The sequence below is a fragment of the Pseudomonas sp. Emmai genome (assembly GCF_055179735.1).
Genome location: NZ_CM143685.1, coordinates 1,865,751 through 1,889,691, shown reverse-complemented (window position 1 = coordinate 1,889,691; position 23,941 = coordinate 1,865,751). Strand labels below are relative to the sequence as shown.

At 60.3% G+C, this 23,941-nt stretch carries 25 protein-coding genes and 1 riboswitch; of the genes, 12 read left to right on the top strand and 13 right to left on the bottom strand.

Features of this window, described 5'->3' with window-relative positions; genetic code table 11:
• The first annotated feature begins 25 nt into the window (after window positions 1–25).
• Together ACY4LX_RS08480 and ACY4LX_RS08475 are read left to right on the top strand one after the other, a co-directional pair.
• Window positions 26–586, top strand: coding sequence for a glycine cleavage system transcriptional repressor (locus ACY4LX_RS08480; protein ID WP_054046705.1), 561 nt, complete (start codon window positions 26–28; stop codon window positions 584–586).
• Window positions 587–596: 10 nt separating this feature from the next.
• The gene (locus tag ACY4LX_RS08475) at window positions 597–1,070 is read left to right on the top strand and encodes a peroxiredoxin (protein WP_463259667.1); all 474 of its coding nucleotides are present in this window, start codon (window positions 597–599) and stop codon (window positions 1,068–1,070) included.
• A 134-nt stretch (window positions 1,071–1,204) separates the two neighbouring features.
• On the opposite strand, the gene ACY4LX_RS08470 is transcribed toward ACY4LX_RS08475, so the two are convergent.
• On the bottom strand, window positions 1,205–2,275 hold the full coding sequence (locus ACY4LX_RS08470; protein WP_463259666.1) for an AI-2E family transporter: 1,071 nt from the start codon (window positions 2,273–2,275) through the stop codon (window positions 1,205–1,207).
• A 31-nt stretch (window positions 2,276–2,306) separates the two neighbouring features.
• Window positions 2,307–2,546, bottom strand: coding sequence for a sulfurtransferase TusA family protein (locus ACY4LX_RS08465; protein WP_133837453.1), 240 nt, complete (start codon window positions 2,544–2,546; stop codon window positions 2,307–2,309).
• Between the two features lie 98 nt (window positions 2,547–2,644).
• On the opposite strand from ACY4LX_RS08465, the gene ACY4LX_RS08460 reads away from it, so the two are divergent.
• On the top strand, window positions 2,645–4,078 hold the full coding sequence (locus ACY4LX_RS08460; protein WP_149657181.1) for a M48 family metalloprotease: 1,434 nt from the start codon (window positions 2,645–2,647) through the stop codon (window positions 4,076–4,078).
• A gap of 77 nt (window positions 4,079–4,155) precedes the next feature.
• On the opposite strand, the gene ACY4LX_RS08455 is transcribed toward ACY4LX_RS08460, so the two are convergent.
• From ACY4LX_RS08455 to rpoE, 4 genes are all read right to left on the bottom strand, one after another.
• Complete coding sequence (locus tag ACY4LX_RS08455; protein WP_149657182.1) at window positions 4,156–5,580, bottom strand: DegQ family serine endoprotease; 1,425 nt, start codon at window positions 5,578–5,580, stop codon at window positions 4,156–4,158.
• Window positions 5,581–5,826: 246 nt separating this feature from the next.
• Entirely contained in the window at window positions 5,827–6,786 is a 960-nt protein-coding gene (locus ACY4LX_RS08450; protein WP_463259665.1) for a MucB/RseB C-terminal domain-containing protein, read from the bottom strand.
• An 8-nt stretch (window positions 6,787–6,794) separates the two neighbouring features.
• On the bottom strand, window positions 6,795–7,382 hold the full coding sequence (locus ACY4LX_RS08445; RefSeq protein WP_463259664.1) for a sigma-E factor negative regulatory protein: 588 nt from the start codon (window positions 7,380–7,382) through the stop codon (window positions 6,795–6,797).
• A 30-nt stretch (window positions 7,383–7,412) separates the two neighbouring features.
• The gene (gene rpoE, locus ACY4LX_RS08440) at window positions 7,413–7,994 is read right to left on the bottom strand and encodes an RNA polymerase sigma factor RpoE (RefSeq protein WP_007944079.1); all 582 of its coding nucleotides are present in this window, start codon (window positions 7,992–7,994) and stop codon (window positions 7,413–7,415) included.
• 559 nt (window positions 7,995–8,553) lie between these two features.
• On the opposite strand from rpoE, the gene nadB reads away from it, so the two are divergent.
• Complete coding sequence (nadB, locus tag ACY4LX_RS08435; RefSeq protein WP_149657186.1) at window positions 8,554–10,170, top strand: L-aspartate oxidase; 1,617 nt, start codon at window positions 8,554–8,556, stop codon at window positions 10,168–10,170.
• Here nadB and ACY4LX_RS08430 read toward each other — a convergent pair.
• Together ACY4LX_RS08430 and ACY4LX_RS08425 are read right to left on the bottom strand one after the other, a co-directional pair.
• Window positions 10,139–10,591 (bottom strand): protein YgfX, encoded by a 453-nt coding sequence (locus ACY4LX_RS08430; RefSeq protein ID WP_463259663.1) that lies wholly within the window; start codon window positions 10,589–10,591, stop codon window positions 10,139–10,141. The two genes, nadB and ACY4LX_RS08430, sit on opposite strands and share 32 nt — an antisense overlap.
• Window positions 10,575–10,829, bottom strand: a complete 255-nt coding sequence (locus ACY4LX_RS08425; protein WP_007944081.1) for an FAD assembly factor SdhE — start codon at window positions 10,827–10,829, stop codon at window positions 10,575–10,577. The genes ACY4LX_RS08430 and ACY4LX_RS08425 overlap by 17 nt, the downstream gene beginning before the upstream one ends.
• 148 nt (window positions 10,830–10,977) lie before the next feature.
• On the opposite strand from ACY4LX_RS08425, the gene ygfZ reads away from it, so the two are divergent.
• Both ygfZ and ACY4LX_RS08415 read left to right on the top strand, forming a co-directional pair.
• Window positions 10,978–11,919, top strand: a complete 942-nt coding sequence (gene ygfZ / locus ACY4LX_RS08420) for a CAF17-like 4Fe-4S cluster assembly/insertion protein YgfZ (protein ID WP_463259662.1) — start codon at window positions 10,978–10,980, stop codon at window positions 11,917–11,919.
• A gap of 36 nt (window positions 11,920–11,955) precedes the next feature.
• Window positions 11,956–12,777, top strand: a complete 822-nt coding sequence (locus tag ACY4LX_RS08415; protein ID WP_463259661.1) for an HDOD domain-containing protein — start codon at window positions 11,956–11,958, stop codon at window positions 12,775–12,777.
• A 104-nt stretch (window positions 12,778–12,881) separates the two neighbouring features.
• Here the strand turns inward: ACY4LX_RS08415 and ACY4LX_RS08410 are convergent, their stop codons facing one another.
• Together ACY4LX_RS08410 and ACY4LX_RS08405 are read right to left on the bottom strand one after the other, a co-directional pair.
• A complete protein-coding gene (locus ACY4LX_RS08410; RefSeq protein WP_463259660.1) occupies window positions 12,882–14,270 on the bottom strand; it encodes a sensor histidine kinase in 1,389 nt (462 codons plus the stop codon).
• On the bottom strand, window positions 14,263–14,934 hold the full coding sequence (locus tag ACY4LX_RS08405; RefSeq protein WP_054046730.1) for a response regulator: 672 nt from the start codon (window positions 14,932–14,934) through the stop codon (window positions 14,263–14,265). The genes ACY4LX_RS08410 and ACY4LX_RS08405 overlap by 8 nt, the downstream gene beginning before the upstream one ends.
• 235 nt (window positions 14,935–15,169) lie before the next feature.
• Here ACY4LX_RS08405 and ACY4LX_RS08400 point away from each other — a divergent pair, with 235 nt between their 5' ends.
• Genes ACY4LX_RS08400 through ACY4LX_RS08380 form a run of 5 tightly spaced genes read left to right on the top strand, consistent with a single transcriptional unit; the run spans window position 15,170 to window position 20,549 of the window.
• Window positions 15,170–16,462, top strand: a complete 1,293-nt coding sequence (locus ACY4LX_RS08400; RefSeq protein WP_463259659.1) for an OprD family porin — start codon at window positions 15,170–15,172, stop codon at window positions 16,460–16,462.
• A 39-nt stretch (window positions 16,463–16,501) separates the two neighbouring features.
• Entirely contained in the window at window positions 16,502–17,479 is a 978-nt protein-coding gene (locus ACY4LX_RS08395) for a Bug family tripartite tricarboxylate transporter substrate binding protein (protein ID WP_463259658.1), read from the top strand.
• Window positions 17,480–17,538: 59 nt separating this feature from the next.
• Entirely contained in the window at window positions 17,539–17,997 is a 459-nt protein-coding gene (locus ACY4LX_RS08390; protein WP_463259657.1) for a tripartite tricarboxylate transporter TctB family protein, read from the top strand.
• A gap of 1 nt (window position 17,998) precedes the next feature.
• Window positions 17,999–19,513 carry a tripartite tricarboxylate transporter permease gene (locus ACY4LX_RS08385; protein WP_149657194.1) on the top strand — a complete coding sequence of 505 codons (1,515 nt, stop codon included), beginning with the start codon at window positions 17,999–18,001 and terminating at the stop codon, window positions 19,511–19,513.
• Window positions 19,506–20,549 (top strand): AbrB family transcriptional regulator, encoded by a 1,044-nt coding sequence (locus tag ACY4LX_RS08380; RefSeq protein WP_149657195.1) that lies wholly within the window; start codon window positions 19,506–19,508, stop codon window positions 20,547–20,549. The genes ACY4LX_RS08385 and ACY4LX_RS08380 overlap by 8 nt, the downstream gene beginning before the upstream one ends.
• A 105-nt stretch (window positions 20,550–20,654) precedes the next feature.
• Here ACY4LX_RS08380 and ung read toward each other — a convergent pair whose 3' ends face one another.
• Window positions 20,655–21,350 carry a uracil-DNA glycosylase gene (gene ung / locus ACY4LX_RS08375; protein ID WP_149657196.1) on the bottom strand — a complete coding sequence of 232 codons (696 nt, stop codon included), beginning with the start codon at window positions 21,348–21,350 and terminating at the stop codon, window positions 20,655–20,657.
• Window positions 21,351–21,482: 132 nt separating this feature from the next.
• Between ung and ACY4LX_RS08370 the strand changes: the two genes are divergently transcribed.
• The gene (locus ACY4LX_RS08370) at window positions 21,483–22,595 is read left to right on the top strand and encodes an enoyl-CoA hydratase/isomerase family protein (RefSeq protein WP_348132214.1); all 1,113 of its coding nucleotides are present in this window, start codon (window positions 21,483–21,485) and stop codon (window positions 22,593–22,595) included.
• Between the two features lie 55 nt (window positions 22,596–22,650).
• Here ACY4LX_RS08370 and ACY4LX_RS08365 read toward each other — a convergent pair whose 3' ends face one another.
• Together ACY4LX_RS08365 and ACY4LX_RS08360 are read right to left on the bottom strand one after the other, a co-directional pair.
• A complete protein-coding gene (locus tag ACY4LX_RS08365) occupies window positions 22,651–23,061 on the bottom strand; it encodes a hypothetical protein (RefSeq protein WP_348132217.1) in 411 nt (136 codons plus the stop codon).
• 199 nt (window positions 23,062–23,260) lie between these two features.
• Window positions 23,261–23,530: a hypothetical protein gene (locus ACY4LX_RS08360; protein ID WP_149657199.1), complete on the bottom strand. Its 270-nt coding sequence runs from the start codon at window positions 23,528–23,530 to the stop codon at window positions 23,261–23,263.
• Window positions 23,531–23,804: 274 nt separating this feature from the next.
• Window positions 23,805–23,905, top strand: a riboswitch (guanidine-I (ykkC/yxkD leader).
• Window positions 23,906–23,941 lie beyond the last annotated feature (36 nt).

Here is a 23,941-nt window from a genome sequence, read left to right as displayed (position 1 = left end):
CCGCTCATCGCTTTAGGAATGCTGCATGTCCACCCCCACAGTTCGCGAACAATTCCTTGTCATCAGTGCCCTCGGCGCCAACCCCATGGAGCTGACTAACGTCCTGTGCCGCGCCAGCCATGAAAACCGCTGCGCCGTGGTCACTTCTCGCCTGACCCGTCATGGCGAGTGCAGTGCCCTGATCCTCGAGATCTCCGGCAGCTGGGATGCCCTGGCCCGCCTGGAAGGCAGCCTGCCGATCCTCGCCAAGAAGCACGCCTTCACGGTCAACGTGGTGCGTAGCGCGGCCCTGGAGAACCGTCCACAGGCCCTGCCTTACGTCGCCTATGTCAGCTCGGCCTACCGCTCGGACATCATCAACGAGTTGTGCCAGTTCTTCATGGACCACAACGTCGAGCTGGAAAACCTGACCTGCGACACGTATCAGGCACCGCAAACCGGCGGCACCATGCTCAACGCCACGTTTACCGTGACGCTGCCGGCCGGCGTGCAAATCAGCTGGCTGCGCGATCAGTTCCTGGATTTCGCCGACGCGCTGAACCTGGACGCCCTGATCGAACCGTGGCGCCCACAAAACCCAATGTAAGGAAGCTTTAATGGCCGTTGCTATCGACCAACCGGTTACCGACTTCGAAGCACCCGCCACCAGCGGGCAGACCGTCAGCCTCGCGAGCCTCAAAGGCAAGCAGGTGGTGATTTACTTCTATCCGAAGGACAGCACCCCGGGCTGCACGACCCAGGGCCAGGGTTTTCGCGACCATCTGGAGGCCTTTAAAGCCGCCAACACTGAAGTTTTCGGCGTGTCCCGCGACAGCCTGAAATCCCACGAGAACTTCAAGGCCAAGCAGGCGTTCACCTTCGAGCTGATCAGCGACAAGGAAGAAGCGCTCTGCCAGCTGTTCGATGTGATCAAGCTGAAAAAGCTCTACGGCAAGGAATACATGGGCGTTGATCGCAGCACGTTCCTGATCGACAAGAACGGTGTGCTGCGTCAGGAATGGCGCGGCGTGAAGGTGCCGGGGCATGTGGATGCGGTTTTGGCGGCGGCTCAGGCACTGAACAAGGCCTGATTTTATTGACGCCTGTTCCGGCGCCTTCGCGGGCAAGCCTCGCTCCTACAAAGTTTGCGCCGTTCGCCAGATCGGGAACGACGCAAGTCTGCAGGCGCGAGGCTTGCCCGCGAAGAGGTCCTCAAGATTGAAATCTAAAGCAACGGCGCCACCACCGGCTCCTTGCGCGGCCACGCATCGAGCACAGCCTTGAACAGCGTCGCCAGGGGAATCGCAAAGAACACCCCCCAGAAGCCCCACAACCCGCCAAACAACAACACCGCGCAGATGATCGCCACCGGATGCAGGTTGACCGCCTCCGAGAACAGCAGCGGCACCAGCACGTTGCCGTCCAGGGTCTGAATGATCCCGTAGACCGCCATCAGGTAGATGAACTGATCGCTCCAGCCCCACTGGAACAACGCAATCAGCATGACCGGCACGGTAACCACTACGGCGCCGACATACGGCACCACCACCGAAACGCCCACCAGCAACGCCAACAGCGCCGCATAGTTGAGCCCCAGAACGACGAAACCGACGTAGGTCACGCCACCGCAGATGAAGATCTCAATGACCTTGCCGCGAATGTAATTGGCGATCTGCCGGTTCATCTCACGGGCAACGCGAGTAATCAGCGCCCGCTCACGCGGCAGGTAGCCGCGAACCCACTGCCCGATCATTTCCCGATCCTTCAGGAAGAAGAACACCAGAATCGGCACCAGCACCAGGTAGATCATGATGTTGACCAGCAGCGGCAGGCTCGACAACGAGAACGTCAGCGCCCACTGGCCAAACTTGCCAATCTCGCCCCGGGCCACTTCGATGGCTTGCAGCACCTGCTCGTCGGACACCAGGTGCGGGTAACGCTCAGGTAGCAGCAACAGCAGCGACTGCCACTTGGCGAGCATGCCGGGCAATTCGTTGAACAGCGTGATCAGCTGATGCCAGAGCAACGGCACCACGACCACGATAAACACCAGCAACAGCCCCATGAACAACGCGAACACCAGCCCTACGGCCGCGCCACCGGGCACACGCAGACGCTCAAGGGTGACGACCAGTCCTTGCATCAGATACGCCAGCACCATCCCGGCCAGCACCGGCGCGAGCATGCCGCCCAAGGTGAGCACGGCGGTAAAGCCCAGGATCAGCAGCACCGCCAGCACCACGGCTTCTTCATCGGAGAAGTAGCGCTGAATCCAGTCGCGTAACACTTTGAACATCAATAATCCTTAGTCACAAACGCAGCCGGTTTCAGGCTTTTTTCAACCAATAGCGGTAAATGCCCGCTTCGTCTTCTTCACGCAGCAGCGTATGACCGGCCAACCGGGCAAAGGTGCGGAAGTCGCGCTGGGAACCCGCATCCGTGGCGATCACCTTGAGAACCGCGCCGCTGGCCATCCGATTGAGCTCCAGCTTGGCCTTGAGCAATGGCAACGGACAATTCAGGCCACTGGCGTCCAGTTCAACGTCATGGGCTACCGCGTCAATCATTGCATCACTCCGGGTCAGGTGGTTGAGCGGCTTAGAATATCTGGTCCGAAGCCCGGTGTCCGGCTACAGTAAGGTCTTTGTCGACTAAGGCTTTGTGCATGACTTTTTTGCGCCCTACCCTGCTGACGCTCGCTTGCCTGCTCGCCTCACCAGGCTTCGCCGACGACCTGCCGTCACTCGGTGATGCCAGTTCTGCCATTGTCTCGCCGCAGCAGGAATACCAGTTGGGCCGCGCGTGGCTGGCGATGTTGCGCAGCCAGGTCTCGCAGCTCAATGACCCGCAGCTCAAGGATTACGTCGAATCCAGCGTCTATAAGCTGGTGGAGACCAGCCAGGTCACTGACCGGCGCCTGGAATTCATTCTGATCAACAGCCCGCAGCTCAACGCCTTTGCCGCGCCGGGCGGGATCATCGGGGTCAACGGCGGTTTGTTCCTCAATGCCCAGACCGAAGGCGAATACGCGTCGGTACTGGCTCACGAATTGGCTCACTTGTCGCAACGCCACTTCGCCCGTGGCGTTGAAGCTTCGCAACGCATGCAAGTGCCGATGATGGCCGCCCTGCTGGCCGGGATCGTGATTGCCGCCGCTGGCGCCGGTGATGCCGGGATCGCGACCATTGCCGGCACCCAGGCGGCCGCGATTCAGGAGCAACGCCGTTTCTCACGCCAGAACGAGCAGGAAGCCGACCGGATTGGCATCCTCAATCTGGAAAAGGCTGGTTACGATCCGCGCTCGATGCCGAACATGTTCGAGCGCTTGATGCGCCAGTATCGCTTCGACGCCAAGCCACCGGAGTTCCTGTTGACTCACCCGGTGACCGAATCGCGGATTGCCGACACCCGCAACCGTGCCGAACAGGCCAAGGCGGGCGGCATCGAAGACAGCATGCGTTATCAACTCATCCGCGCGCGGGTGCAGTTGGTCTACGAAGAAACCCCCGGTCTGGGCGCCAAACGCTTTCGCGCGCAGCTCGATGAAAACCCGAAAAACGATGTTGCTCGCTACGGCCTGGCCATCGCCCAGATCAAGGGCGGCCAGTTGAATGAAGCCCGGGAGAATCTCAAGCAACTGCTGGCCACGGCGCCGAACGAGATCATCTACAACCTGGCCCAGGTCGATCTGGACATCACCAACAATCGCTTGCCGGATGCACAGTCCCGGGTTGACCGGTTACTCACCCAGTTCCCGGGCAACTACCCGCTGAATCAGGTGCGAGTCGACCTGCTGCTCAAACAGAACCGCACCGCCGATGCGGAAAAAGCCCTGGAAAACCTGCTCAAGTCTCGGCCGGACGATCCGGATGTCTGGTACATGGTGGCGGAGACTCGCGGCCTGTCGGGCAATATCATCGGCTTGCATCAGGCGCGCGCCGAATACTTCGCGCTGGTCGGCGATTACCGCCAGGCCATTCAGCAACTGGACTTCGCCAAGCGCAAGGCGAGCGGCAACTTCCCGCTGTCATCGCGCATCGACGCCCGGCAACGGGAGCTGATGGAGCAGGAGCGGATGATCAAGGACATGATGGGTTAAACCAGCCTCTTCAACAAAAAGCAGGCATAAAAAAACCGCCTCTTTCGAGGCGGTTTTTTATTCAGCCGACAACCGGTTTATTCAGCCAGTTTGAAGGTGATGAAGCTGGCACGACCTTGACGCAGAACCCGCATCGACACCGAACGGTTCTTCGGCAGCGCCTTGGCGATTTCGGTGAACTCCTTGGTGGAGCCGATCGCCTGGTTATTCAGGTGCGTAATGACGTCGCCAGGCTGCAAGCCAATCAGCGAAGCAGGACCATCCTCGACGTCCTTGATCACCACACCGCCCTTGAGGTCGTAGGTTTTCTTCTGCTCATCGGTCAGCTCGATGACAGAAACACCCAAGCGGTTGCTGCTGCTCTCGACACCGGATTTCGGCAGGCCATCCGACTCTTTACCTTCCTCCGGGATCGTGCCGACGACCAGTTCGACATTCTTGCGCTTGCCCTCGCGGACAACTTCAAGATTGGCCTTGGCACCCGCCTTCAGCGCGCCGACCAGATGCGGCAGGTCGGCAGACATGATGATTGGTTGACCGTTCATGCTCAGGATCACGTCGCCCACTTGCAGGCCACCCTTGGCAGCCGGGCCGTCATCCTGGATCTGAGCGACCAGTGCACCGGCCGGTTTCTCCAGGCCGAACGATTCAGCCAGATCCTTGTTCACTTCCTGGATCACCACACCCAGCCAGCCGCGGCTGACTTTGCCGCCGCTTTTCAGCTGATTGGACACGTCCATCGCAACGTCGATCGGGATGGCGAACGACACGCCCATGAAGCCGCCGGAACGGGTGTAGATCTGCGAGTTGATCCCGACCACTTCACCGTTCAGGTTAAACAGCGGGCCACCGGAGTTGCCCGGGTTGATCGGCACGTCGGTCTGGATGAACGGCACATAGTTTTCGTTCGGCAGGCTGCGACCGATGGCACTGACGATGCCTTGGGTCACGGTATGGTCAAAGCCGAACGGCGAACCGATGGCGACAACCCATTGACCGGCCTTCAGGTCCTGGGATTTGCCGAGCTTGAGCACCGGCAGGTCCTTGCCTTCGATTTTCAGCAGTGCCACGTCGGAACGCGGGTCGGTGCCGATCAGCTTGGCTTTCAACTCACTGCGATCAGCCAGGCGGACGAGAATTTCGTCGGCATCGGCAATCACGTGGTTATTGGTCAGGATGTAGCCGTCAGGCGAGATGATGAAACCCGAACCCAGGGACGTGGCTTCGCGTTGACGATCGCCACGCGGCGAACGCTGTTGCGGCATGCCACGCTCGAAGAACTCGCGCAGCGCTGGCGGCAGGCCTTCGAGATCGGGCATCTGGCCTGACACTTTACGATCAGGCAGTTTTTGCGTGGTACTGATGTTCACCACCGCAGGCGAGGCCTGTTCGACCAGTTGCGTGAAGTCAGGCAATTCCGCCGCTTGGGCAGAAACCGCCTGACCGAGCACGAGCACGGTAGCGAAAATGGAAAGGTAAGACTTCAAGCGTGGTATCGACATACGGCTCCCGTTACGACGAGCATGGTTAAGCGATATGGAGCAAGGAACACCGGGAACGATACGCCGGTATTTTTGTTCCGGGAACAACAAACAAGGCCAGAGCCGAGAGGCTCTGACCTATAGGAAAATTCGGGGGGATTTGCAAATTGAAATGCTCACTAAACATTTCGACATCTCAATGGTGGGATGGGCATCGCTGACCTCTCGCACTATCAAATCGTCGATCCATGAGCATTTTGGTTCAGCTCACTGTTTGGCTGTTGTAGCGTTGGAGCGCATGGAAAGCGCAATCCGTTCGGCGGTACCGATCGGGATCTCACCAACAACGGTCACCATCATCTCGCCCTGAGGCGTGGTCAAGCGTCGGGAAACCGCGACGGTTGGGCCCAGCTGAGTACGGGTGTCGGTGACGGTGCCGCCATTCAACGGTTCAAGGAACACCGAGAAGCGGGCCAGGCCATCGTCGTACATCAGACTGCTGACTTGTGTTTTTGTCTCGGGATCTTTGCGCGAGGAGCTGCTGCTGAGTTCGAAACCCGGCGGCAACCAATCCGAATGCCAGACCTCGGCGGTTTTGATCGCCGTCGCCTTGTCAGTGTCGAGGACAAGCGCCTTGCAGTCAGAGCCTGCCTGCAAATCGCTGTCCGACGGCGCGTCGGTGGTATCCAGTTGAGTGAACTGGAAACGCTCCAGCAATTGCCCTTTGTCATTCAATAGCAATGACTTGAGGGGCAAGCCGGTTTCTTTATCCAGGTGTAACTCGAAACCGTAACGATGCTGATCGCGCGGCGTCAGTGAAACAATCACCGCCGCACGCCCAGCCACACGCGACTTGCCGATGACGGCAAGGTCGTACCAATTCTTGAGCTTTTGTGGATCGAGTGCACGAGCGGCAGAGTTGGGAGAGTCCCCCAGCCCTGCGATCAGGGTACCGCTGACGCATTGAGTATGCCCATCAATGCGCACGACTTCCTGTGCCGAGCCGTCGAGCTGGAGTAAACGCTCGCGGACCTTGCCATCCTGGACGCGATGCCAGATGTTATGGGTAGAAAAACTACCGTTACGCTCGTAAACAAAAGTACCGTGAAAGCTTTGCGTTTGCTCGGCCTGGCCCAGACGTGTCAACCAGTCCTGGGCGTCATCGGCGTGGGCTGGAACAACGAACCAGCCACTAAGCAGAAGCGAAAGTAGAGGGATGGCGCGCATGATCCTCCTTAACGGCTTTCCAGGCTTGCTGCACGAGCGTAAGGCAGAGCGCTTTCAGTGCCTTTCAGTGCAGCCTGTTGAGCATGCTGGCGCAAGTAGCTTGGCAGACGCTGATCGTGCCAGCCCGGCTGACCTTGCAATACGCCGTTGGCCATAGGGCCAGTGGCTTCCGAACTCTCACTATAGCCTGCCAATACAGCCGGACCCTTGATTTGTGGAGCAACAAGGGTGGACTGAGTGGATTGCTGCGCCAATTCGACGCCAGCAATTTCGTCCTGGTTGTACAGACGAACACCCGCCAATACAGCAACGGTGACCGAAGCAGCGACGGCCAGACGACCCAGGCTACGCCATGGACCGCGAGTTGCCTTGGCCGGGACGGCTTCGTCTTCCAACGCAGCAGAGACTGCCGCAGCGATGTCCAGACGTGGAAGCAGCAGATCCTTGTGCATGACTGCCCGAGCGATCTGGTAACGAGCCCAGGTTTCGCGGGTTTCAACATCGTCAAAGGCATTCAGTACCCGACGCAATTCCAGCTCGTCCGCTTCGTTATCCATCACTGCGGACAGCGATTCCTGCAGGGCTTCACGACTCATGGCGTTCCTCTCTTGGCTGTCGCCGCTGTCTCAGTTTTCCTGCAACAACGGCTGCAGGGCTTTATCGATGGCTTCCCGAGCCCGGAAAATCCGGGAACGCACGGTACCCACCGGACATTGCATGACTGCCGCAATGTCCTCGTAACTCAGACCATCGAATTCACGTAAAGTTAAGGCCGTACGCAAATCTTCTGGAAGTTGCTGGATGGTTCGATGGACAGTGCCTTCGATCTCATCCCGCAGCAATGCGCGTTCTGGCGACTCGAGATCCTTGAGGCCATGATCGCCGTCGTAGAACTCTGCATCTTCGGAACTGACATCACTATCCGGCGGCCGACGGCCGCGTGAAACCAGATAGTTTTTCGCCGTGTTGATGGCGATGCGGTAAAGCCACGTATAAAACGCGCTGTCTCCGCGGAAATTACCAAGTGCACGGTAAGCCTTGATAAAGGCTTCCTGTGCCACATCCTGGGCTTCATGGGTGTCGTGCACGAAACGCACGATCAACCCGAGAATTTTGTGCTGGTATTTCAGCACTAGCAGATCGAAAGCTCGCTTGTCGCCGCGTTGGACGCGCTCAACCAGCTGCTGATCCTCTTCCTGGGTTAGCATGAACACTCCTCGATAAGCTCGAAGGAGGCTTGCATAACTAAACGACCAGACTTGCAAACATAGACTCGGGCTTTTCGCAAAAGTTCTCCCCCTCCAAGCAAGTTTCCTGCGGGCTCTCTGATTTGGCACGCACGAAAAGCGCAGCTCGGGACAACCCGGCTGCGCGAATAATCTTGTCATCGGTTCGCCGGCGAGGACCAAACCGCAGGTCCCGCACTGAAGCCGACACTGTCCCTTGATTCAGGCAACCCGCTATTGATCTTGGGCCCTTGGCAAAAGTTCCAAATATTTATAGCCGGGTGCAACCAACATTGTGCAACCGTGAAGTGAAAAAGAGTGTTAAATCCTCGATACAGTCGTCTTGTCGCCGAACCGGCGAAAAAAACATCCGACGAAGCGTCCAGTCTTTTCTGTCACTGTAGTTTCACAATGCCATGGTGGCCCGGCTATTGTGCCGCTCCCCCCCTCTATATACTAGTGGGCTGTATGGCTGCCTGACTCGCCGATCCAGGTGTCTTGCGCCAACCCCGACCCGGGTCGCTTTGAGCGGAATCCTGAAATGAGCCAACAGTTTCAACACGATGTTCTGGTGATTGGCAGCGGCGCTGCCGGTCTGAGCCTTGCGCTGACCTTGCCCGGTCACCTGCGCATCGCCGTCTTGAGCAAAGGCGACCTCGCCAACGGCTCGACATTCTGGGCCCAGGGCGGGGTCGCCGCCGTCCTGGATGACACCGACACCGTTGAATCCCACGTCGATGACACGCTCAATGCCGGCGGTGGCCTGTGCCATGAAGATGCCGTGCGCTTTACCGTCGAGCACAGCAAGGAAGCCATCCAGTGGCTGATCGACCAAGGCGTGCCCTTTACTCGCGATGAACAATCCGGCACCGAAGACGGCGGTTTCGAGTTTCACTTGACCCGCGAAGGCGGCCACAGTCATCGGCGCATCATCCACGCCGCCGACGCCACCGGTGCGGCGATCTTCAGGACGCTGCTCGATCAGGCGAAAAAACGCCCGAACATCGAATTGCTGGAACAGCGGGTCGCGGTCGACCTGATCACCGAAAAGCGCCTCGGCCTGGAAGGCGACCGCTGCCTCGGCGCCTACGTGCTCAACCGCGCCAGCGGCGAAGTCGACACCTATGGCGCGCGCTTCGTGATCCTCGCGTCCGGCGGCGCCGCCAAGGTCTACCTCTATACCAGCAACCCCGACGGCGCCTGCGGTGATGGCATCGCCATGGCCTGGCGTTCGGGCTGCCGGGTGGCGAACCTGGAATTCAACCAGTTTCACCCCACCTGCCTGTATCACCCCCAGGCCAAAAGCTTCCTGATCACCGAAGCCTTGCGCGGCGAAGGTGCGCACCTGAAGCTGCCGAACGGCGAACGTTTCATGCAGCGCTTCGACCCCCGGGCCGAACTGGCGCCCCGGGACATCGTCGCCCGGGCCATCGACCATGAAATGAAGCGCCTGGGCGTCGACTGCGTCTACCTGGACATCAGCCACAAGCCCGAAGCCTTCATCAAGACCCACTTCCCGACTGTTTATGAGCGCTGCCTCGAGTTTTCCATCGACATTACCAAACAGCCGATCCCGGTGGTGCCGGCGGCGCACTACACCTGCGGTGGCGTGATGGTCGATCAGCAGGGCCGCACCGATGTGCCGGGCCTGTACGCCATTGGCGAAACCAGTTTCACCGGCCTGCACGGCGCCAACCGCATGGCCAGCAACTCGCTGCTGGAATGTTTCGTCTATGCGCGTTCGGCGGCGGCGGACATTCTTGAACAGTTGCCGCAGGTGTCGATCCCCATCGCCCTGCCCGTCTGGGATGCCAGCCAGGTTACTGACTCCGACGAAGACGTGATCATCGCGCACAACTGGGATGAGCTGCGGCGCTTCATGTGGGACTACGTCGGCATCGTGCGCACCAACAAGCGTCTGCAACGGGCCCAGCATCGGGTGCGGTTGTTGCTGGACGAAATCGACGAGTTCTACAGCAACTATAAAGTCAGCCGGGATTTGATCGAGTTGCGTAACCTGGCCCAGGTGGCCGAATTGATGATCCGCTCAGCCATGGAACGCAAGGAAAGCCGCGGCCTGCATTACACCCTCGACTACCCAAACCTGCTGCCCGTGGCCCTGGACACTATTCTGGTGCCGCCCACCTACGCCGACTGAATTTCAGCCGAACCCGCAGGCGTCGGTGCAAATCCGCCGCTTGCGCATCCCGGGGCACGCAGATCGTCCTGACCCGCCGCTCGCCCCGCAGACGAAACCGCAGCACCACGACCAACGGTAGCGCCAGGCTGTCCGGCCGCAGTTGCACCGGTTGCCAACCTCCCGCCTGATTCCACAATTGCCAGCCGTCCGCATCACGACGCAACCCGCGAAACGCCTGCGGATGCGTCAGTAAAATCTGTCGCGGCAACGCCCAAAAGCCATGAACCGCGCACAGCAAGATGCCGAGCACGCTAGCCCAGGCAGGTATAGAAAGAAGAAACAAAGAACCCAACGCGAACAGCTGGGCCACAACGTAAACCGCCAGCAACTGCCGTGAGGCATGCCAGCGGCATTCGAACCCATTACTTGGGCTGGACACGGTCCAGGATCATGCGAACCATGCGCTGAAGCTCCGGATCTTCCGATTCGGCGCGTTCCATGAACCAGCCGAACATGTCCTGATCTTCGCACTCAAGCAGCTTACGGTAGCAATCGCGGTCGACATCATTGAGGTGCGGGTAGACCTCTTTCACGAACGGCACCAGCAACACGTCAAGCTCAAGCATGCCGCGGCGGCTGTGCCAGTAGAGGCGATTCAGTTCAACATCTTCGACCATGGAGCGCTCCTCAAATAGGCGGCAAGTATACAGCCCCGCGCACGGTCGAACAGTCGGCTTTGGTCGGCCCTCCCGACCTTTTGTGAACTACCCATTTCATGGGCGCCCCCTTATGATGTCCCCCAGACTCTTTACCCTGCGATGACCCATGGCCGATTCTGCTTTTTTCTGCACCCTGTCACACGAAGGCGTTCTCGCGGTCCGCGGCGCGGATGCCGGCAAGTTCCTGCAGGGCCAACTGACCTGCAACCTCAATTACCTGAGTGACACCCAGGCCAGCCTCGGTGCCCGCTGCACCCAGAAAGGCCGGATGCAGTCGAGTTTCCGCATTCTGCTGGATGGCGATGGCGTGCTCCTGGCCATGGCCAGCGAACTGCTGGAGCCGCAACTGGCGGACCTGAAAAAATACGCGGTGTTTTCCAAATCCAAACTGACCGACGAAAGCGCCGCCTGGGTGCGCCTGGGCCTCGACCATGGCGATGCCGCATTGCGCAGCCTGGGTCTTGAGTTGCCGGCCGACACTGACAGTGTTGTGCGTAACGATGGCTTGATCGCCATTCGTGTATCGCCTGAGCGGGCGGAACTTTGGGTCGCTGCCGATCAAGCCGATGCGATCAAAGGCAAACTCGCTACCCTGCTGGCCGAAGGCGAGCTGAATCAATGGCTGCTGGGCCAGATCCGCGCAGGGATCGGCCAGGTCATGCCGAGCACCCGCGAGCTGTTCATCCCGCAGATGCTCAACCTGCAAGCCGTCGGCGGCGTGAGTTTCAAGAAAGGCTGCTACACCGGCCAGGAAATCGTCGCCCGCATGCAATACCTGGGCAAACTCAAGCGTCGCTTGTATCGCTTGAAGCTGGATGGCAATGAATTGCCTGAGCCCGGCACCCAGCTGTTTGCCCCAAGCCACGGCAGCGCCATCGGCGAAGTGGTGATTGCCGCACGCGGCGAACTAAACATTGAACTCCTGGCGGTGCTGCAAGCCGAAGCTGCAGAGTCGGGTGATATCCATCTGGCAGCGCTCGAAGGCCCTGCCCTGCACCTGCTCGACCTGCCCTACACGCTGGATCGCGATAAAGAAATCCAGCGCTGAGAGCAGTATTTTTTTGCAAGACCCTAGAGAACAGAAATGAGTGAGCTGGCGGATAAGGTCCAACAGGATTTGGTTGAGGCCATCGATAACGATGACCTGGTTCTGCCAACATTACCGGAAGTGGCCCTGCGGATTCGCAAGGCCGCTGAAGATCCGGAAATCAGCGTTAGCACCTTGAGTAAGGTGATTGGCCGCGATACCGCACTGTCGGCGCGCCTGATCAAAGTGGTCAACAGCCCGTTGCTGCGGGCGACCCAGGAAGTCACCGACCTGCACACCGCCATCACCCGGCTGGGCGTGAATTACAGCAGCAACCTGGCCATCGGCCTGGTGATGGAGCAAATCTTCCACGCCAGTTCCGAGGTGGTAGAGCAGAAAATGCGCGATGTCTGGCGCAAAAGCCTTGAAATCGCCGGGATCAGTTATGCCCTGTGCCGCCGTTACACCCAGCTCAAACCGGATCAGGCAGCCTTGGGCGGTCTGGTGCATCAGATTGGGGTGCTGCCGATCCTGACGTACGCCGAAGATCACTACGAACTGCTCTCGGACCCGGTCAGCCTCAATCATGTGATCGACCGCATTCATCCGCTGCTGGGCGATAAACTGCTCAGCGTCTGGGAGTTTCCGGAAATGCTGGTGAAATTGCCGGGCCAGTATCTGGACTTCAAGCGTGAGTCCGCAAAGGTTGATTATGTCGACCTGGTGCAGGTCGCCAGCCTGTATTGCCACAAAGGCACCGACCACCCGCTGGCGCGCATCGACGCGTTCAGTGTGCCGGCCTTCAAGAAGCTGGGGATTGATCCCGAGAACGAGCCGATGTGCCTGGAGCTGGAAGAATCCAGGTCGATGTTTTATTAATCGAGACCGAGTTGCGGCCTTCGCGGGCAAGCCTTGCTCCTACAGACGCAACGAGCCCTCTGCAGGAGCGAGGCTTGCCCGCGAAGAGGCCGGCACAAACACCCTCACTCCCCCGCAATAAAACTCACCCTCACCTTCAACCCCGCACGCTCCCCGTCGTGAAGGCTGATCTGCGCCAAATGCGCGCGGCAAATCTCCCCCACAATCGCCAACCCCAACCCGGACCCCGCGACCTGCTGATTACGCCGGTAAAAGCGCTCGAATACCCGATCGCGCTCTTCCAGGGGAATGCCCGGCCCGTCGTCCTCAACCTCCAACACGGCGGGTGCCGTTACGCGCAGGATCACATTGCCGCCCGGCGGTGTGTGGGCCAGGGCGTTGTCCACCAGATTGCTCAGCAATTCGTTTAACAACGTCGGTTCACCGCGCAACCACACTGGTTCGTCCGCTTCCAGCGCCAGTGCCACGCCGCGCGCGTGGGCCAGTGGTGCCATGGCCATGCCCAGTTCCCGAGCCAACTGGCTCAGGTCCAGCAGCTGTGCACCACCCTCGGCAATCGCCCGCGCGCCATTTTCGACCCGCGCCAGGGACAGCAACTGGTTAGCCAGATGGGTCAGGCGATCCGTGCTCTGGGCGGCCGTCTCCAACGTACTGCGCCAGGTTTGCGGTTCGCTGGCGCGCAAGCCCAGTTCAAGACGCGCCTTGAGCGCCGCCAACGGCGTGCGTAATTCATGGGCGGCATCGGCGATAAATTGCGCCTGACGCTCGAACTGCCCGCGCAGACGCTCGGTAAAGTGATTGAGCGCCCGCACCAATGGCCACAGTTCATGCTGCACTTCTACCAACGGCAAGGGACGCAAATCGTCGGGCTGGCGCTCTTCCACCGCCGTGCGCAGGCGCTCCAGCGGCCGTAAAGCGGCACTGACCGCAAACCACACCAGCAGCAACGCACCAATCGCCAACATCCCCAGGCGCAGCAGCGTATCCGCCGCCAGACTGCGGGCCATGCTGACCCGCGCCTCGTCGGTTTCCGCAACACGGATTTCCGCCATGCCGTTCATATTCGGCTCGCTGACGGGTTTGAGCAGGCTCACCACGCGCACGTTCTGCCCGCGATAAACGGCGTTGTAGAAACGCGCCAGCGCCGGATAGTCATCGGTGCGCGGCGTACCCGGTGGTGGTGGTGGCAGGTTTTCGTAGCCGGAGATCAGGTTCTGGTGGATGTCGTTGACCAGATAAAAGATTCGCCCGGCGCTGTCGTAGGCGAACGTATCGAGCGCCACGTAAGGCACGTCGGCGCTGAGGGTGCCGTCGCGCTGGGAGACCCCGGCGGCGATGGTCCGCGCCGAGGCCAGCAAGGTCCGGTCATACGCCGTGTCGGCGGCTTCGCGACCGTTCCAATAAGCGCTCAAACCACTGGCCAGCATCAACACCACCAGCAGCAACGCCAGATTCCACAGCAACCGCCAGCGCAGGCTGCTCGGCTTATGCATCGCGGCTTTCCAGCAAATAGCCGAGGCCGCGGAAGGTCACGATCGCCACGGGTTGGCCGTCGAGTTTCTTGCGCAAACGGTGGACGTAGATTTCGATGGCGTCGGGGCTGGCCTCTTCGTCCAGGCCAAACACTTGAGAAGCCAATTGCTCCTTACTCATCACCCGACCGGGACGAGCGATCAAAGCTTCAAGCACTGCCTGCTCGCGAGAAGTCAGGGTCAGCAATTCTTCGCCGAGGGTGAAGCGCCGGGTGTCGAGGTCATAGGCCAGCACGCCGCAGCGCTGTTGACGCTCGCCGCCGAGCACGCTACGGCGCAGCAAGGCTTTGACCCGGGCCTCGAGTTCGGTCAATTCGAACGGCTTGGCCAGGTAATCGTCGGCGCCCAGATTAAGGCCGTGAACCCGATCCTTGACGTCGCTGCGCGCGGTCAGCATCAACACCGGCAGGTTCTTGCCTCGGGCTCGCAAACGCGCCAGCACTTCGAAACCATCCATTCGTGGCAGGCCGACGTCGAGGATCGCCATGGCGTATTCCTCGCTGCTCAAGGCCAGGTCGGCCGCCACGCCGTCGTGCAGCACATCCACGGTCAGACCCGTGCTCTTGAGCGCCTGGGCGACACTTTCGGCGAGCTGCAGGTGGTCTTCGACGAGCAGGACACGCATGGCTTTTTACCTCATTCAGGGATGGTCGACGCCATTCTTTGCCGCGGAGTTTACAGCCGCATCCGCCGCTGTGAAGCCCGAAAACCGTGAAAGTCAGTTGAAAGGTTAGCGAAAGGTTGGCCGGTTAGAGTCCAGCCACGGACAGTCTTAACTGGCCGTCGCTAGCGCACTAGTGAACACGAAAAACGCCTCGAAGCGTTTTCGCCAATAAGAACAATAAACGGAGTACTTCACGATGCAGTCCATGCAGCTTCAGGCTCGCCCGCCTGTTCGTTTTTCCCGCCTCAGCCAGACCGTCCTTGCCAGTGCCGCCGCCTTCGCCGGCTTTTCGCCGTTGAGCCAGGCTGCCTTCTTCGAAGACAGTACGGCAACCCTTGAAACCCGCAACATGTATTTCAACCGCGACTTTCGCGACGGCACCAGCGCCCAGCAATCCAAGCGTGACGAATGGGCCCAGGGTTTCCTGCTCAATCTGCAATCGGGTTACACCGACGGCACCGTGGGGTTCGGGGTCGATGCGCTGGGCATGCTGGGGGTCAAGCTCGACTCGAGTCCCGACCGCACCGGCACCGGCTTGTTGCCGACCCATGATGACGGCCGCGCCGCCGACGAGTACTCCAAGCTGGGCCTGACCGGCAAAGTAAAAATCTCCGCCACCGAACTGAAAATCGGCAGCCTGATTCCGGAACTGCCGATCCTCAAGCCCAACGACGGACGCATCCTGCCGCAGACCTTTGAAGGCGGCCTGCTGACCTCCAAAGAGATCAAGAACCTGACCTTCACCGGTGGCCGACTGGAGAAAGCCAAGGACCGCGACAGCACCGATTTCGAAGACATTGCCCTCAACAACAAGAACAGCCGTTTCGCCGGCACGGCCGCCGGCAAGCACTTCGATTTTGGCGGCGTGGACTACAAGTTCACCGACAAGATCACCGGCAGCTACCACTTCGCGCAACTCGATGAAGTCTATAACCAGCACTTCCTCGGCGTGGTCGCCTCGCAACCGTTCGGCCCGGGCACTTTCGGCACCGACTTGCGACTGGCGATCAGTGATGACCAGGGCGCGGCCCGTGGCGGCAAGATCGACAACAAATCCCTCAACGGCCTGGTGAGCTATGCCTTGAGCGGGCATAAATTCAGCGCCGGTTATCAGCACATGTCCGGCGACAGTGCGTTCCCGTATATCGATGGCGCCGACCCGTACCTGGTCAACTTTGTACAGATCAACGACTTTGCCGGTGCCGAAGAACATTCCTGGCAGGCACGCTACGACTTCGACTTCGCCAAACTCGGCATCCCCGGCCTGAGTTTCATGAGCCGTTACCTGAGCGGTGACAACATCAAGCTCAAGAACGGTGACGAAGGCAAAGAGTGGGAGCGCAACACCGAGATCAAATATGTTGTACAAAGCGGCGCGCTCAAGGACGTCGCCGTGCGCCTGCGTAATGCCACCTACCGTTCCAACTACTCCGCTCGCGATGCCGATGAAGTGCGTCTGCTGGTGAGCTATAGCGTTGCACTTTGGTAATTCAGTACATCCATAACAACAACTCCCAAGGAGACTTGAATGAACTTATCACTGCGTAAAGTTGCTCTGACCGCCAGCGCCCTGCTGTTCGCCGGCCAACTGATGGCCGAGCCCAAGCGCCCGGAATGCATCGCCCCGGCCGCCCCCGGCGGCGGTTTCGACCTGACCTGCAAACTGGCGCAAAGCGCGCTGGTGAATGAAAAACTGCTGACCAAACCGATGCGCGTGACCTACATGCCCGGCGGTGTCGGCGCGGTGGCGTACAACGCGGTGGTCGCCCAGCGCCCGGCGGATGCCGGCACGCTGGTGGCGTGGTCCAGCGGTTCGCTGCTGAACCTGGCCCAAGGCAAGTTCGGGCGTTTCGATGAAACCAACGTGCGTTGGCTGGCCGCGGTCGGCACCAGCTACGGCGCCATCGCGGTGAAAAGCGATTCGCCTTACAAGACCCTCGACGATCTCGTTCAAGCGCTGAAGAAAGATCCGAGCAAAGTGGTGATCGGTTCCGGCGGCACTGTCGGCAGCCAGGACTGGATGCAAACCGCACTGATCGCCAAGGCCGCCGGGATCAACCCGCGCGACCTGCGTTATGTCGCCCTCGAAGGCGGCGGTGAAATCGCCACCGCCCTGCTGGGCGGCCACATCCAGGTCGGCAGCACCGACATTTCCGACTCCATGCCGCACATCCAGAGCGGCGACATGCGCCTGCTGGCGGTGTTCTCCGACAAGCGTCTGGACGAGCCGGAAATGAAGGACATCCCGACGGCCAAGGAGCAAGGCTACGACATCGTCTGGCCAGTGGTTCGCGGCTTCTACCTCGGGCCGAAGGTCAGCGACGAAGACTACGCCTGGTGGAAAGACGCCTTCGACAAACTGCTGGCTTCCGAGGATTTCGCCAAGCTGCGCGACCAGCGTGAGCTGTTCCCGTTCGCCATGACCGGCACGGAACTGGACACCTACGTGAAGAAGCAAGTCGCGGACTACAAAGTGCTGGCCAAAGAGTTCGGCCTGATCCAGTGATCGTCTCTGTCTAGCGGCTGCGACCCCGTTTTCGCGGGGTCGCGGCACAGGAGTTCCTCATGCTCTTACAACGCATTTTTGCTTCGGTGTTGCTGGCGGCCTGTGTCGGCCTGGCGCTGATGGCGTGGCCATACCAAGCGGCTTTTTCCTACGAACCGGTGGGGCCACGGGCCTTCCCTTTGTTGATGCTGGCCCTGATGGGCGTGGCGCTGTTGTACATGGTGTTTCGTCCCGCACAGATCAAACACAACCCTGACGAACCACCGATGGACCGCGAGACCCTGACCAAAATCGGTATCTGCGTGGTGCTGCTGCTAGTGTTCGCGGGGACCTTCGAACCCCTTGGTTTCATTGTCGCAAGCATCCTGATCGGGATTCCGATGGCCCGCCTGTACGGCGGCCGCTGGCTGCCCAGCGTGGTGATCATCAGCCTGATGGCGATCGGTCTTTATTTGCTGTTCGACAAGGTGATGGACGTGCCGCTGCCCTTAGGCGTGCTCGACGTTCTGGAGAACTGATATGGATACTCTTGGCTATTTGGGGCACGGATTTGGCGTCGCGCTGACCCCGTACAACCTGGTGACCGCACTGTGCGGCACGCTCATTGGCACCGTGGTCGGCCTGCTGCCGGGCCTGGGCCCGATCAACGGCGTGGCGTTGTTGATCCCGATCGCATTCGCCCTCGGCCTGCCACCGGAATCAGCACTGATCCTGCTGGCGGCGGTGTACCTGGGTTGCGAATATGGCGGCCGGATCAGCTCGATCCTGCTGAACATACCCGGTGAAGCGTCCACCGTGATGACCACCCTCGACGGTTACCCGATGGCCCGCAAAGGCCTGGCCGGTGTAGCGCTGTCGTTGTCGGCATGGAGTTCGTTCATCGGCGCGTTTATCGCCACCTGCGGCATGGTGCTGTTCGCCCCGTTGCTGGCGAAATGGGCGATTGCCTTTGGACCGGCGGAATACTTCGTGTTGATGGTGTTTGCGATTGTCTGCCTGGGCGGTATGGCGGGTGATCGTCCGCTGAAAACGTTTATTGCGGCGCTGATCGGTCTGTTTCTGTCGACGGTCGGCATCGACGCCAACAGTGGTGTGTACCGCTTCACCGGGGACAACATCCACCTGACCGACGGCATCCAGTTCGTCGTGTTGGTACTGGGCCTGTTCTCCATCAGCGAAATCCTCCTGCTGCTGGAAAAAACCCACCACGGCCAGGAAGCGGTGAAAGCCACCGGCCGCATGATGTTCAACTTCAAGGAAGCCTCGGCGGTGTTCGTGGTGAACATTCGTTGCGGCGTGCTGGGCTTTATCATGGGCGTGTTGCCCGGTGCCGGCGCGACGCTGGCCAGCGCCGTGGCCTACATGACCGAGAAACGCATTGCCGGCGCCAAAGGCACCTTCGGTCAGGGCGACATGCGCGGCCTCGCAGCGCCGGAAACCGCCATCGGCGGCGCAGCGTGTGGTGCACTGGTGCCGATGCTGACCCTTGGCGTTCCAGGCTCGGGCACCACCGCGGTGATGATCGGCGCACTGTCGCTGTACAACATCACCCCGGGGCCGCTGCTGTTCCAGCAACAACCGGACATCGTCTGGGGCCTGATCGCATCGTTGTTCGTCGCCAACATCATGCTGGTGATCCTTAACATCCCGATGATCCGCATCTTCACTCGCATCCTCGCCGTACCCAACTGGGCGCTGGTGCCGGTGATCGCGATCATTACCGGGATCGGCGTCTACGCGGTGCACGCCACCACGTTCGACCTGTTCCTGATGGTCGGCATCGGCATCTTCGGTTACCTCCTGCGCAAGCTGGACTTCCCGTTGTCGCCGGTCCTGCTGGGGTTCATCCTCGGCGGCTTGATGGAGCAAAACCTGCGTCGTGCGCTGTCAATTTCCAACGGTGCGCTGGAGATTCTCTGGTCCAGCCCGATCACGTTTGGTGTCTGGGTGCTGACCGCAATCATGCTGCTGATGCCAATCATCCGGATCTGGCGCAAACGTTCGGCCTCCCGGCGCGCTATCGCCGATGTCTGATCGTCCGTTCAAAACCTGGTGGGGAACACCGCTGGTCGGCCTGCTCGGCGGTTACCTCGCCAGCCAGGTCGGCTGGCCGTTGCCGTGGATGGTCGGCTCGTTGCTGGCGATCATCCTGGTGCGCTGCCTCACGCCCTGGCAATTGGCGGAAATCCCGGGCGGACGCAAGTGCGGGCAGTGGATCGTCGGCATCGGCATCGGCCTGCACTTCACCCCGGTGGTGATGGAGCAGGTGCTGAGCCACTTCGGCTTGATCTTCTTCGGTGCGCTGGTCACCAGCCTGTCCAGTGTGGTCGGGGTCTGGTTGATGCGGCGTACCGGGGAGGATCGCGCCACTGCATTCTTTTCCAGCATGCCGGGGGGCTCCGGGGAGATGGTCAACCTCGGCGCGCGCAATGGCGCGGTGCTCAGCCGGGTCGCGGCGGGGCAGAGTTTGCGGGTATTGGTGGTGGTGCTGTGTGTGCCAGCGGCGTTCAAGTATTTGCTGGGGGACGGTACGCCAATCGGGCATGCCACGGTGGTTGATTGGCGCTGGCTGGCGATGCTGTTCCCGGCGGGCGCCCTGCTCGCCTGGGGCTGGCAGCGCTTGCGTCAACCCAATCCGTGGCTGTTCGGGCCATTACTGGTCAGTGCCGCGGTGAGTATTGGTTGGGACCTGCACATTGGGTTGCCCAACGGTGGCAGCCAGATTGGCCAGTGGCTGATTGGCAGCGGGTTGGGGTGTCACTTCAATCGGCAGTTCTTCCGCCGGGCGCCGTCCTTTATGGGGCGGACGTTGATCGGCACGGTGTTGACCATGTTGATCGCCACGGCGGCGGCCTTGGGGTTGAGTGCGCTGACCCATCTGGATTTGCGCTCACTGACGCTGGGCATGATGCCCGGCGGGATTGCGGAGATGAGTTTGACGGCGGAGACGCTGCAATTGTCGGTGCCGCTGGTGACGGCAATGCAGGTGATGCGGCTGTTGTTCGTATTGTTTCTGGCGGAGCCGTTGTTCAAGTATTGGAATCGAGCGCCGGATTCCCCCCTACCCTGATCGTTCCCACGTTCTGCGTGGGAATGCAGCCCGGGACGCTCCGCGTCCCAAAGCGGACGCGGAGCGCCCAATGAGGCGTTACCACGCGGAGCGTGGGAACGATCATTACGCGACCGGCGGCAACCGCCATTCAATCGGCGTCTCGCCATTCTGTTCCAGAAACTTGTTGGTCCGGCTGAAGTGCCCACACCCCAGAAAACCACGATAAGCGGACAACGGTGACGGATGCACCGAGGTCAGCACCAGGTGCTTGGTGGCATCGATGAGTTTCTGCTTGCTCTGGGCATGGGCGCCCCACAGCATGAACACCAGATGCGGCTGATGTTCGCTGACCACTTCAATGATCCGATCGGTGAAGTACTGCCAGCCCTTGTCCTTGTGTGCATTGGCGTTGGCGCGCTCGACGGTCATGGTGGTGTTGATCATCAGCACGCCCTGGTCGGCCCAGCTTTGCAGACAGCCATGGCTCGGGATGTCGATGTTCAGGTCGCGCTTCAACTCTTTATAGATGTTCACCAGCGACGGCGGCGCCGGCACGCCCGGTTGCACCGAGAAGCACAAGCCATGGGCCTGGCCCGGGCCGTGATACGGGTCCTGGCCGAGGATGACGACTTTGACCTTGTCCAGCGGCGTCGAGTTGAGCGCGTTGAAGATCATCGGGCCTGGGGGATAGATTTCCTTGCCCGCCGCGCGCTCCTGTTGCAGGAATGAGCGCAACTCTGCCATGTAGGGCTGGTCGAACTCAGCACGCAGTGCCTCCTTCCAGCTCGGTTCGAGTTTGATACGGTCGTCAGCAGTCATGGTCATACCCGGCAAAAACAATGGGGCGAACCCTAGGAAAGCTGGGCAGGCTTGTCAATTGATCTGACACAGAACCGGCACTTTCCTGCAATGCGATCATACTGAACGCTCAAATTCCCGATCGAGGTCACGATGAATCTGCACTTCGAAGAACTCACCGGCACCGACGGCGCGCGCATCGGCATCGCCAGCCTGGATGCCGAACAGTCGTTGAATGCCCTCTCCCTGCCAATGATCAACGCCCTGCGCGATCAGATGGACGCCTGGGCCAAGGATCCGCAAATCGTCTGCGTCCTGCTGCGCGGCAACGGCGCCAAGGCCTTCTGCGCCGGCGGCGAAGTGCGCAGCCTGGTCGAAGCCTGTCGCAATCATCCCGGGGAAGTACCGCCCCTGGCCGCGCAATTCTTTGCCGCGGAATATCGCCTGGACTTCAAGCTGCACACCTACCCTAAACCGCTGATCTGCTGGGGCCACGGCTACGTCCTCGGCGGCGGCATGGGCCTGCTGCAAGGCGCGAGCATCCGGATTGTCACGCCGAGCAGCCGCTTGGCGATGCCGGAAATCAGCATCGGTTTGTACCCGGACGTCGGCGCCAGTTGGTTCCTGTCGCGGTTGCCGGGCAAGCTCGGGTTGTTTCTCGGCCTGACCGGCGCGCATATGAACGCGCGGGATGCGATCGACCTGGATCTGGCGGACCGCTTCCTGCTCGAAGAACAGCAAGAAGAACTGGTCGAAGGCCTGCTGCAATTGAACTGGCAGGAACAGACCTCGATGCAGCTCAACAGCCTGCTCAAGGCGTTGCAGCAGGAAGCCGTCGCACAGATGCCCGAAGCGCAATGGCTGCCGCGCCGCCAGCAGATCGACGAACTGCTGGATGTCAGCGATGTGCGCTGCGCCTGGAAAGCCATCAGCCATCTGCGCGACTCCACCGATCCGCAGCTCAGCCGCGCGGCGAAGACCATGACCGAAGGTTCACCCGTGACCGCTCATCTGGTCTGGGAACAAATCGTCCGGGCCCGGCATCTGTCGCTGGCTGAAGTCTTTCAGATGGAATACACCCTGAGCCTCAACTGCTGCCGTCACCCCGAATTCAGCGAAGGGGTGCGGGCGCGGTTGATCGACAAGGACCAGAAGCCGCGCTGGCACTGGCCGGACATCAATAACGTGCCGGATGCGGTGGTCGAGGCGCATTTCCATAAGGTGTGGGAAGGTCGGCATCCGTTGGCGGATTTGTCGGATTACTGAAATCCAGGCACAAAAAAAGCGGCGCTTGATGCGCCGCTTTTTTTATCGCTGCTGATTAACGGTGATTGCCCCGGCCATCGCGACCGTCATGATCGCCACGCCCGCCTCGGTGGTCGCCTCGACCACCACGACCACCGCGGTCATTGTCCCAGTTGCCCCGGTTGCGACCATCCCAACCGCCCCGATCATGCCCTTGCCAGCCACGGTTGTGGGACTGGTAATAGCGCGGCTGCGGCTGGTAATAACGCGGCGCCGAGTAATAACGGGGAGCCGGCTGGTAGTAACGCGGTGCAGGTTGGTAATAGCGTGGTGCCGAGTAGTAGCTGCCACCGCCCGAGTAATAAGCCGGCGCAGGGGACGAGTAGACCTCAGAACTGTAGTAGCTGCCTCCATCTCCGTAGGAATAGGGAACGCATGCACCAAGGGACAAACTCAACACGACCAGCATAAGAATTCGACGATACATGGCGGCCTCCTGGACCGCGGGTGAGCCACACCAGCGACGCTGGCAGGCGACAGTCAATTGTTGGCGACTGTCGAAAGATCAGACATCGATTTCGGAATCTGGTGCGTTCATGAAACACATTGAAACAACTCGCCGATGAAAGGTTTTTCATCTTTGCCCTGAAAAAACGGCGCCGCCCTCAATGGCGGCGCCGTGCTGATCAATGGCGACCGTAGCGACCGCCACCGCCGTGGTAATAGCCCGGCCCGTGACCACCGTAATACCCGTGGTTGCCGTAGTAATAGTAGCGATAGCGACCGTAGTACCGAGGGTAGGAATAGCCGTAGTAATAAGGCGAGTAGTAATAGCCGGGGTAGTAATACGGTGTGGCGTACACGTCCGCAGTGCCAGCGTAGTAATAGCAACCGGACAAGCCCAGGCCCAACACCGCGCCCAGCAATAATCGACGAAGCAGTTTTTGATAAACCATGGCGGCCTCCTGAAAGACCCGCGACAGCAGTCGGCACAGGCCCGACTCGCACCTGTTTTGACTGTGAAACCGACACCGAGTGCGCGCCGGCCAAAACCTTCTGATCAGCGGCCCATTGCGGTGCGCCGCTGCACCATGACAAAGCAATCACACGCCCTCTCCCGCCCGTCATTCGCCGTCATGCCCCAGCCCAGACGCTTTGCGCGGACTTGGCACGGCTCTCGCTTTAGTAAAAGCGTGCAGGAGTCATCACAGGTTCGCGGCACCACAATTTGCAATGGCTGACTAGGGTTCCGGCTCGCTTAAGCGAGTGGCTGGTCCGAGAGTTGGCGACCTCCAGTTGAGGTTACACGGCGGGACAAAAGCCCGGGAGACAAGCCACCGTTCGCGGTGCCGCGTTGACTCCTGCCC

Bases quoted from the DNA above. Each gene is read 5' to 3' on its own strand.
- ACY4LX_RS08480 (WP_054046705.1), top strand. From the start codon at position 26: ATGTCCACCCCCACAGTTCGCGAACAATTCCTTGTCATCAGTGCCCTC.
- ACY4LX_RS08475 (WP_463259667.1), top strand. From the start codon at position 597: ATGGCCGTTGCTATCGACCAACCGGTTACCGACTTCGAAGCACCCGCC.
- ACY4LX_RS08470 (WP_463259666.1), bottom strand. From the start codon at position 2,275: ATGTTCAAAGTGTTACGCGACTGGATTCAGCGCTACTTCTCCGATGAA.
- ACY4LX_RS08465 (WP_133837453.1), bottom strand. From the start codon at position 2,546: ATGATTGACGCGGTAGCCCATGACGTTGAACTGGACGCCAGTGGCCTG.
- ACY4LX_RS08460 (WP_149657181.1), top strand. From the start codon at position 2,645: ATGACTTTTTTGCGCCCTACCCTGCTGACGCTCGCTTGCCTGCTCGCC.
- ACY4LX_RS08455 (WP_149657182.1), bottom strand. From the start codon at position 5,580: ATGTCGATACCACGCTTGAAGTCTTACCTTTCCATTTTCGCTACCGTG.
- ACY4LX_RS08450 (WP_463259665.1), bottom strand. From the start codon at position 6,786: ATGCGCGCCATCCCTCTACTTTCGCTTCTGCTTAGTGGCTGGTTCGTT.
- ACY4LX_RS08445 (WP_463259664.1), bottom strand. From the start codon at position 7,382: ATGAGTCGTGAAGCCCTGCAGGAATCGCTGTCCGCAGTGATGGATAAC.
- rpoE (WP_007944079.1), bottom strand. From the start codon at position 7,994: ATGCTAACCCAGGAAGAGGATCAGCAGCTGGTTGAGCGCGTCCAACGC.
- nadB (WP_149657186.1), top strand. From the start codon at position 8,554: ATGAGCCAACAGTTTCAACACGATGTTCTGGTGATTGGCAGCGGCGCT.
- ACY4LX_RS08425 (WP_007944081.1), bottom strand. From the start codon at position 10,829: ATGGTCGAAGATGTTGAACTGAATCGCCTCTACTGGCACAGCCGCCGC.
- ygfZ (WP_463259662.1), top strand. From the start codon at position 10,978: ATGGCCGATTCTGCTTTTTTCTGCACCCTGTCACACGAAGGCGTTCTC.
- ACY4LX_RS08415 (WP_463259661.1), top strand. From the start codon at position 11,956: ATGAGTGAGCTGGCGGATAAGGTCCAACAGGATTTGGTTGAGGCCATC.
- ACY4LX_RS08410 (WP_463259660.1), bottom strand. From the start codon at position 14,270: ATGCATAAGCCGAGCAGCCTGCGCTGGCGGTTGCTGTGGAATCTGGCG.
- ACY4LX_RS08405 (WP_054046730.1), bottom strand. From the start codon at position 14,934: ATGCGTGTCCTGCTCGTCGAAGACCACCTGCAGCTCGCCGAAAGTGTC.
- ACY4LX_RS08400 (WP_463259659.1), top strand. From the start codon at position 15,170: ATGCAGTCCATGCAGCTTCAGGCTCGCCCGCCTGTTCGTTTTTCCCGC.
- ACY4LX_RS08395 (WP_463259658.1), top strand. From the start codon at position 16,502: ATGAACTTATCACTGCGTAAAGTTGCTCTGACCGCCAGCGCCCTGCTG.
- ACY4LX_RS08390 (WP_463259657.1), top strand. From the start codon at position 17,539: ATGCTCTTACAACGCATTTTTGCTTCGGTGTTGCTGGCGGCCTGTGTC.
- ACY4LX_RS08385 (WP_149657194.1), top strand. From the start codon at position 17,999: ATGGATACTCTTGGCTATTTGGGGCACGGATTTGGCGTCGCGCTGACC.
- ACY4LX_RS08380 (WP_149657195.1), top strand. From the start codon at position 19,506: ATGTCTGATCGTCCGTTCAAAACCTGGTGGGGAACACCGCTGGTCGGC.
- ung (WP_149657196.1), bottom strand. From the start codon at position 21,350: ATGACTGCTGACGACCGTATCAAACTCGAACCGAGCTGGAAGGAGGCA.
- ACY4LX_RS08370 (WP_348132214.1), top strand. From the start codon at position 21,483: ATGAATCTGCACTTCGAAGAACTCACCGGCACCGACGGCGCGCGCATC.
- ACY4LX_RS08365 (WP_348132217.1), bottom strand. From the start codon at position 23,061: ATGTATCGTCGAATTCTTATGCTGGTCGTGTTGAGTTTGTCCCTTGGT.
- ACY4LX_RS08360 (WP_149657199.1), bottom strand. From the start codon at position 23,530: ATGGTTTATCAAAAACTGCTTCGTCGATTATTGCTGGGCGCGGTGTTG.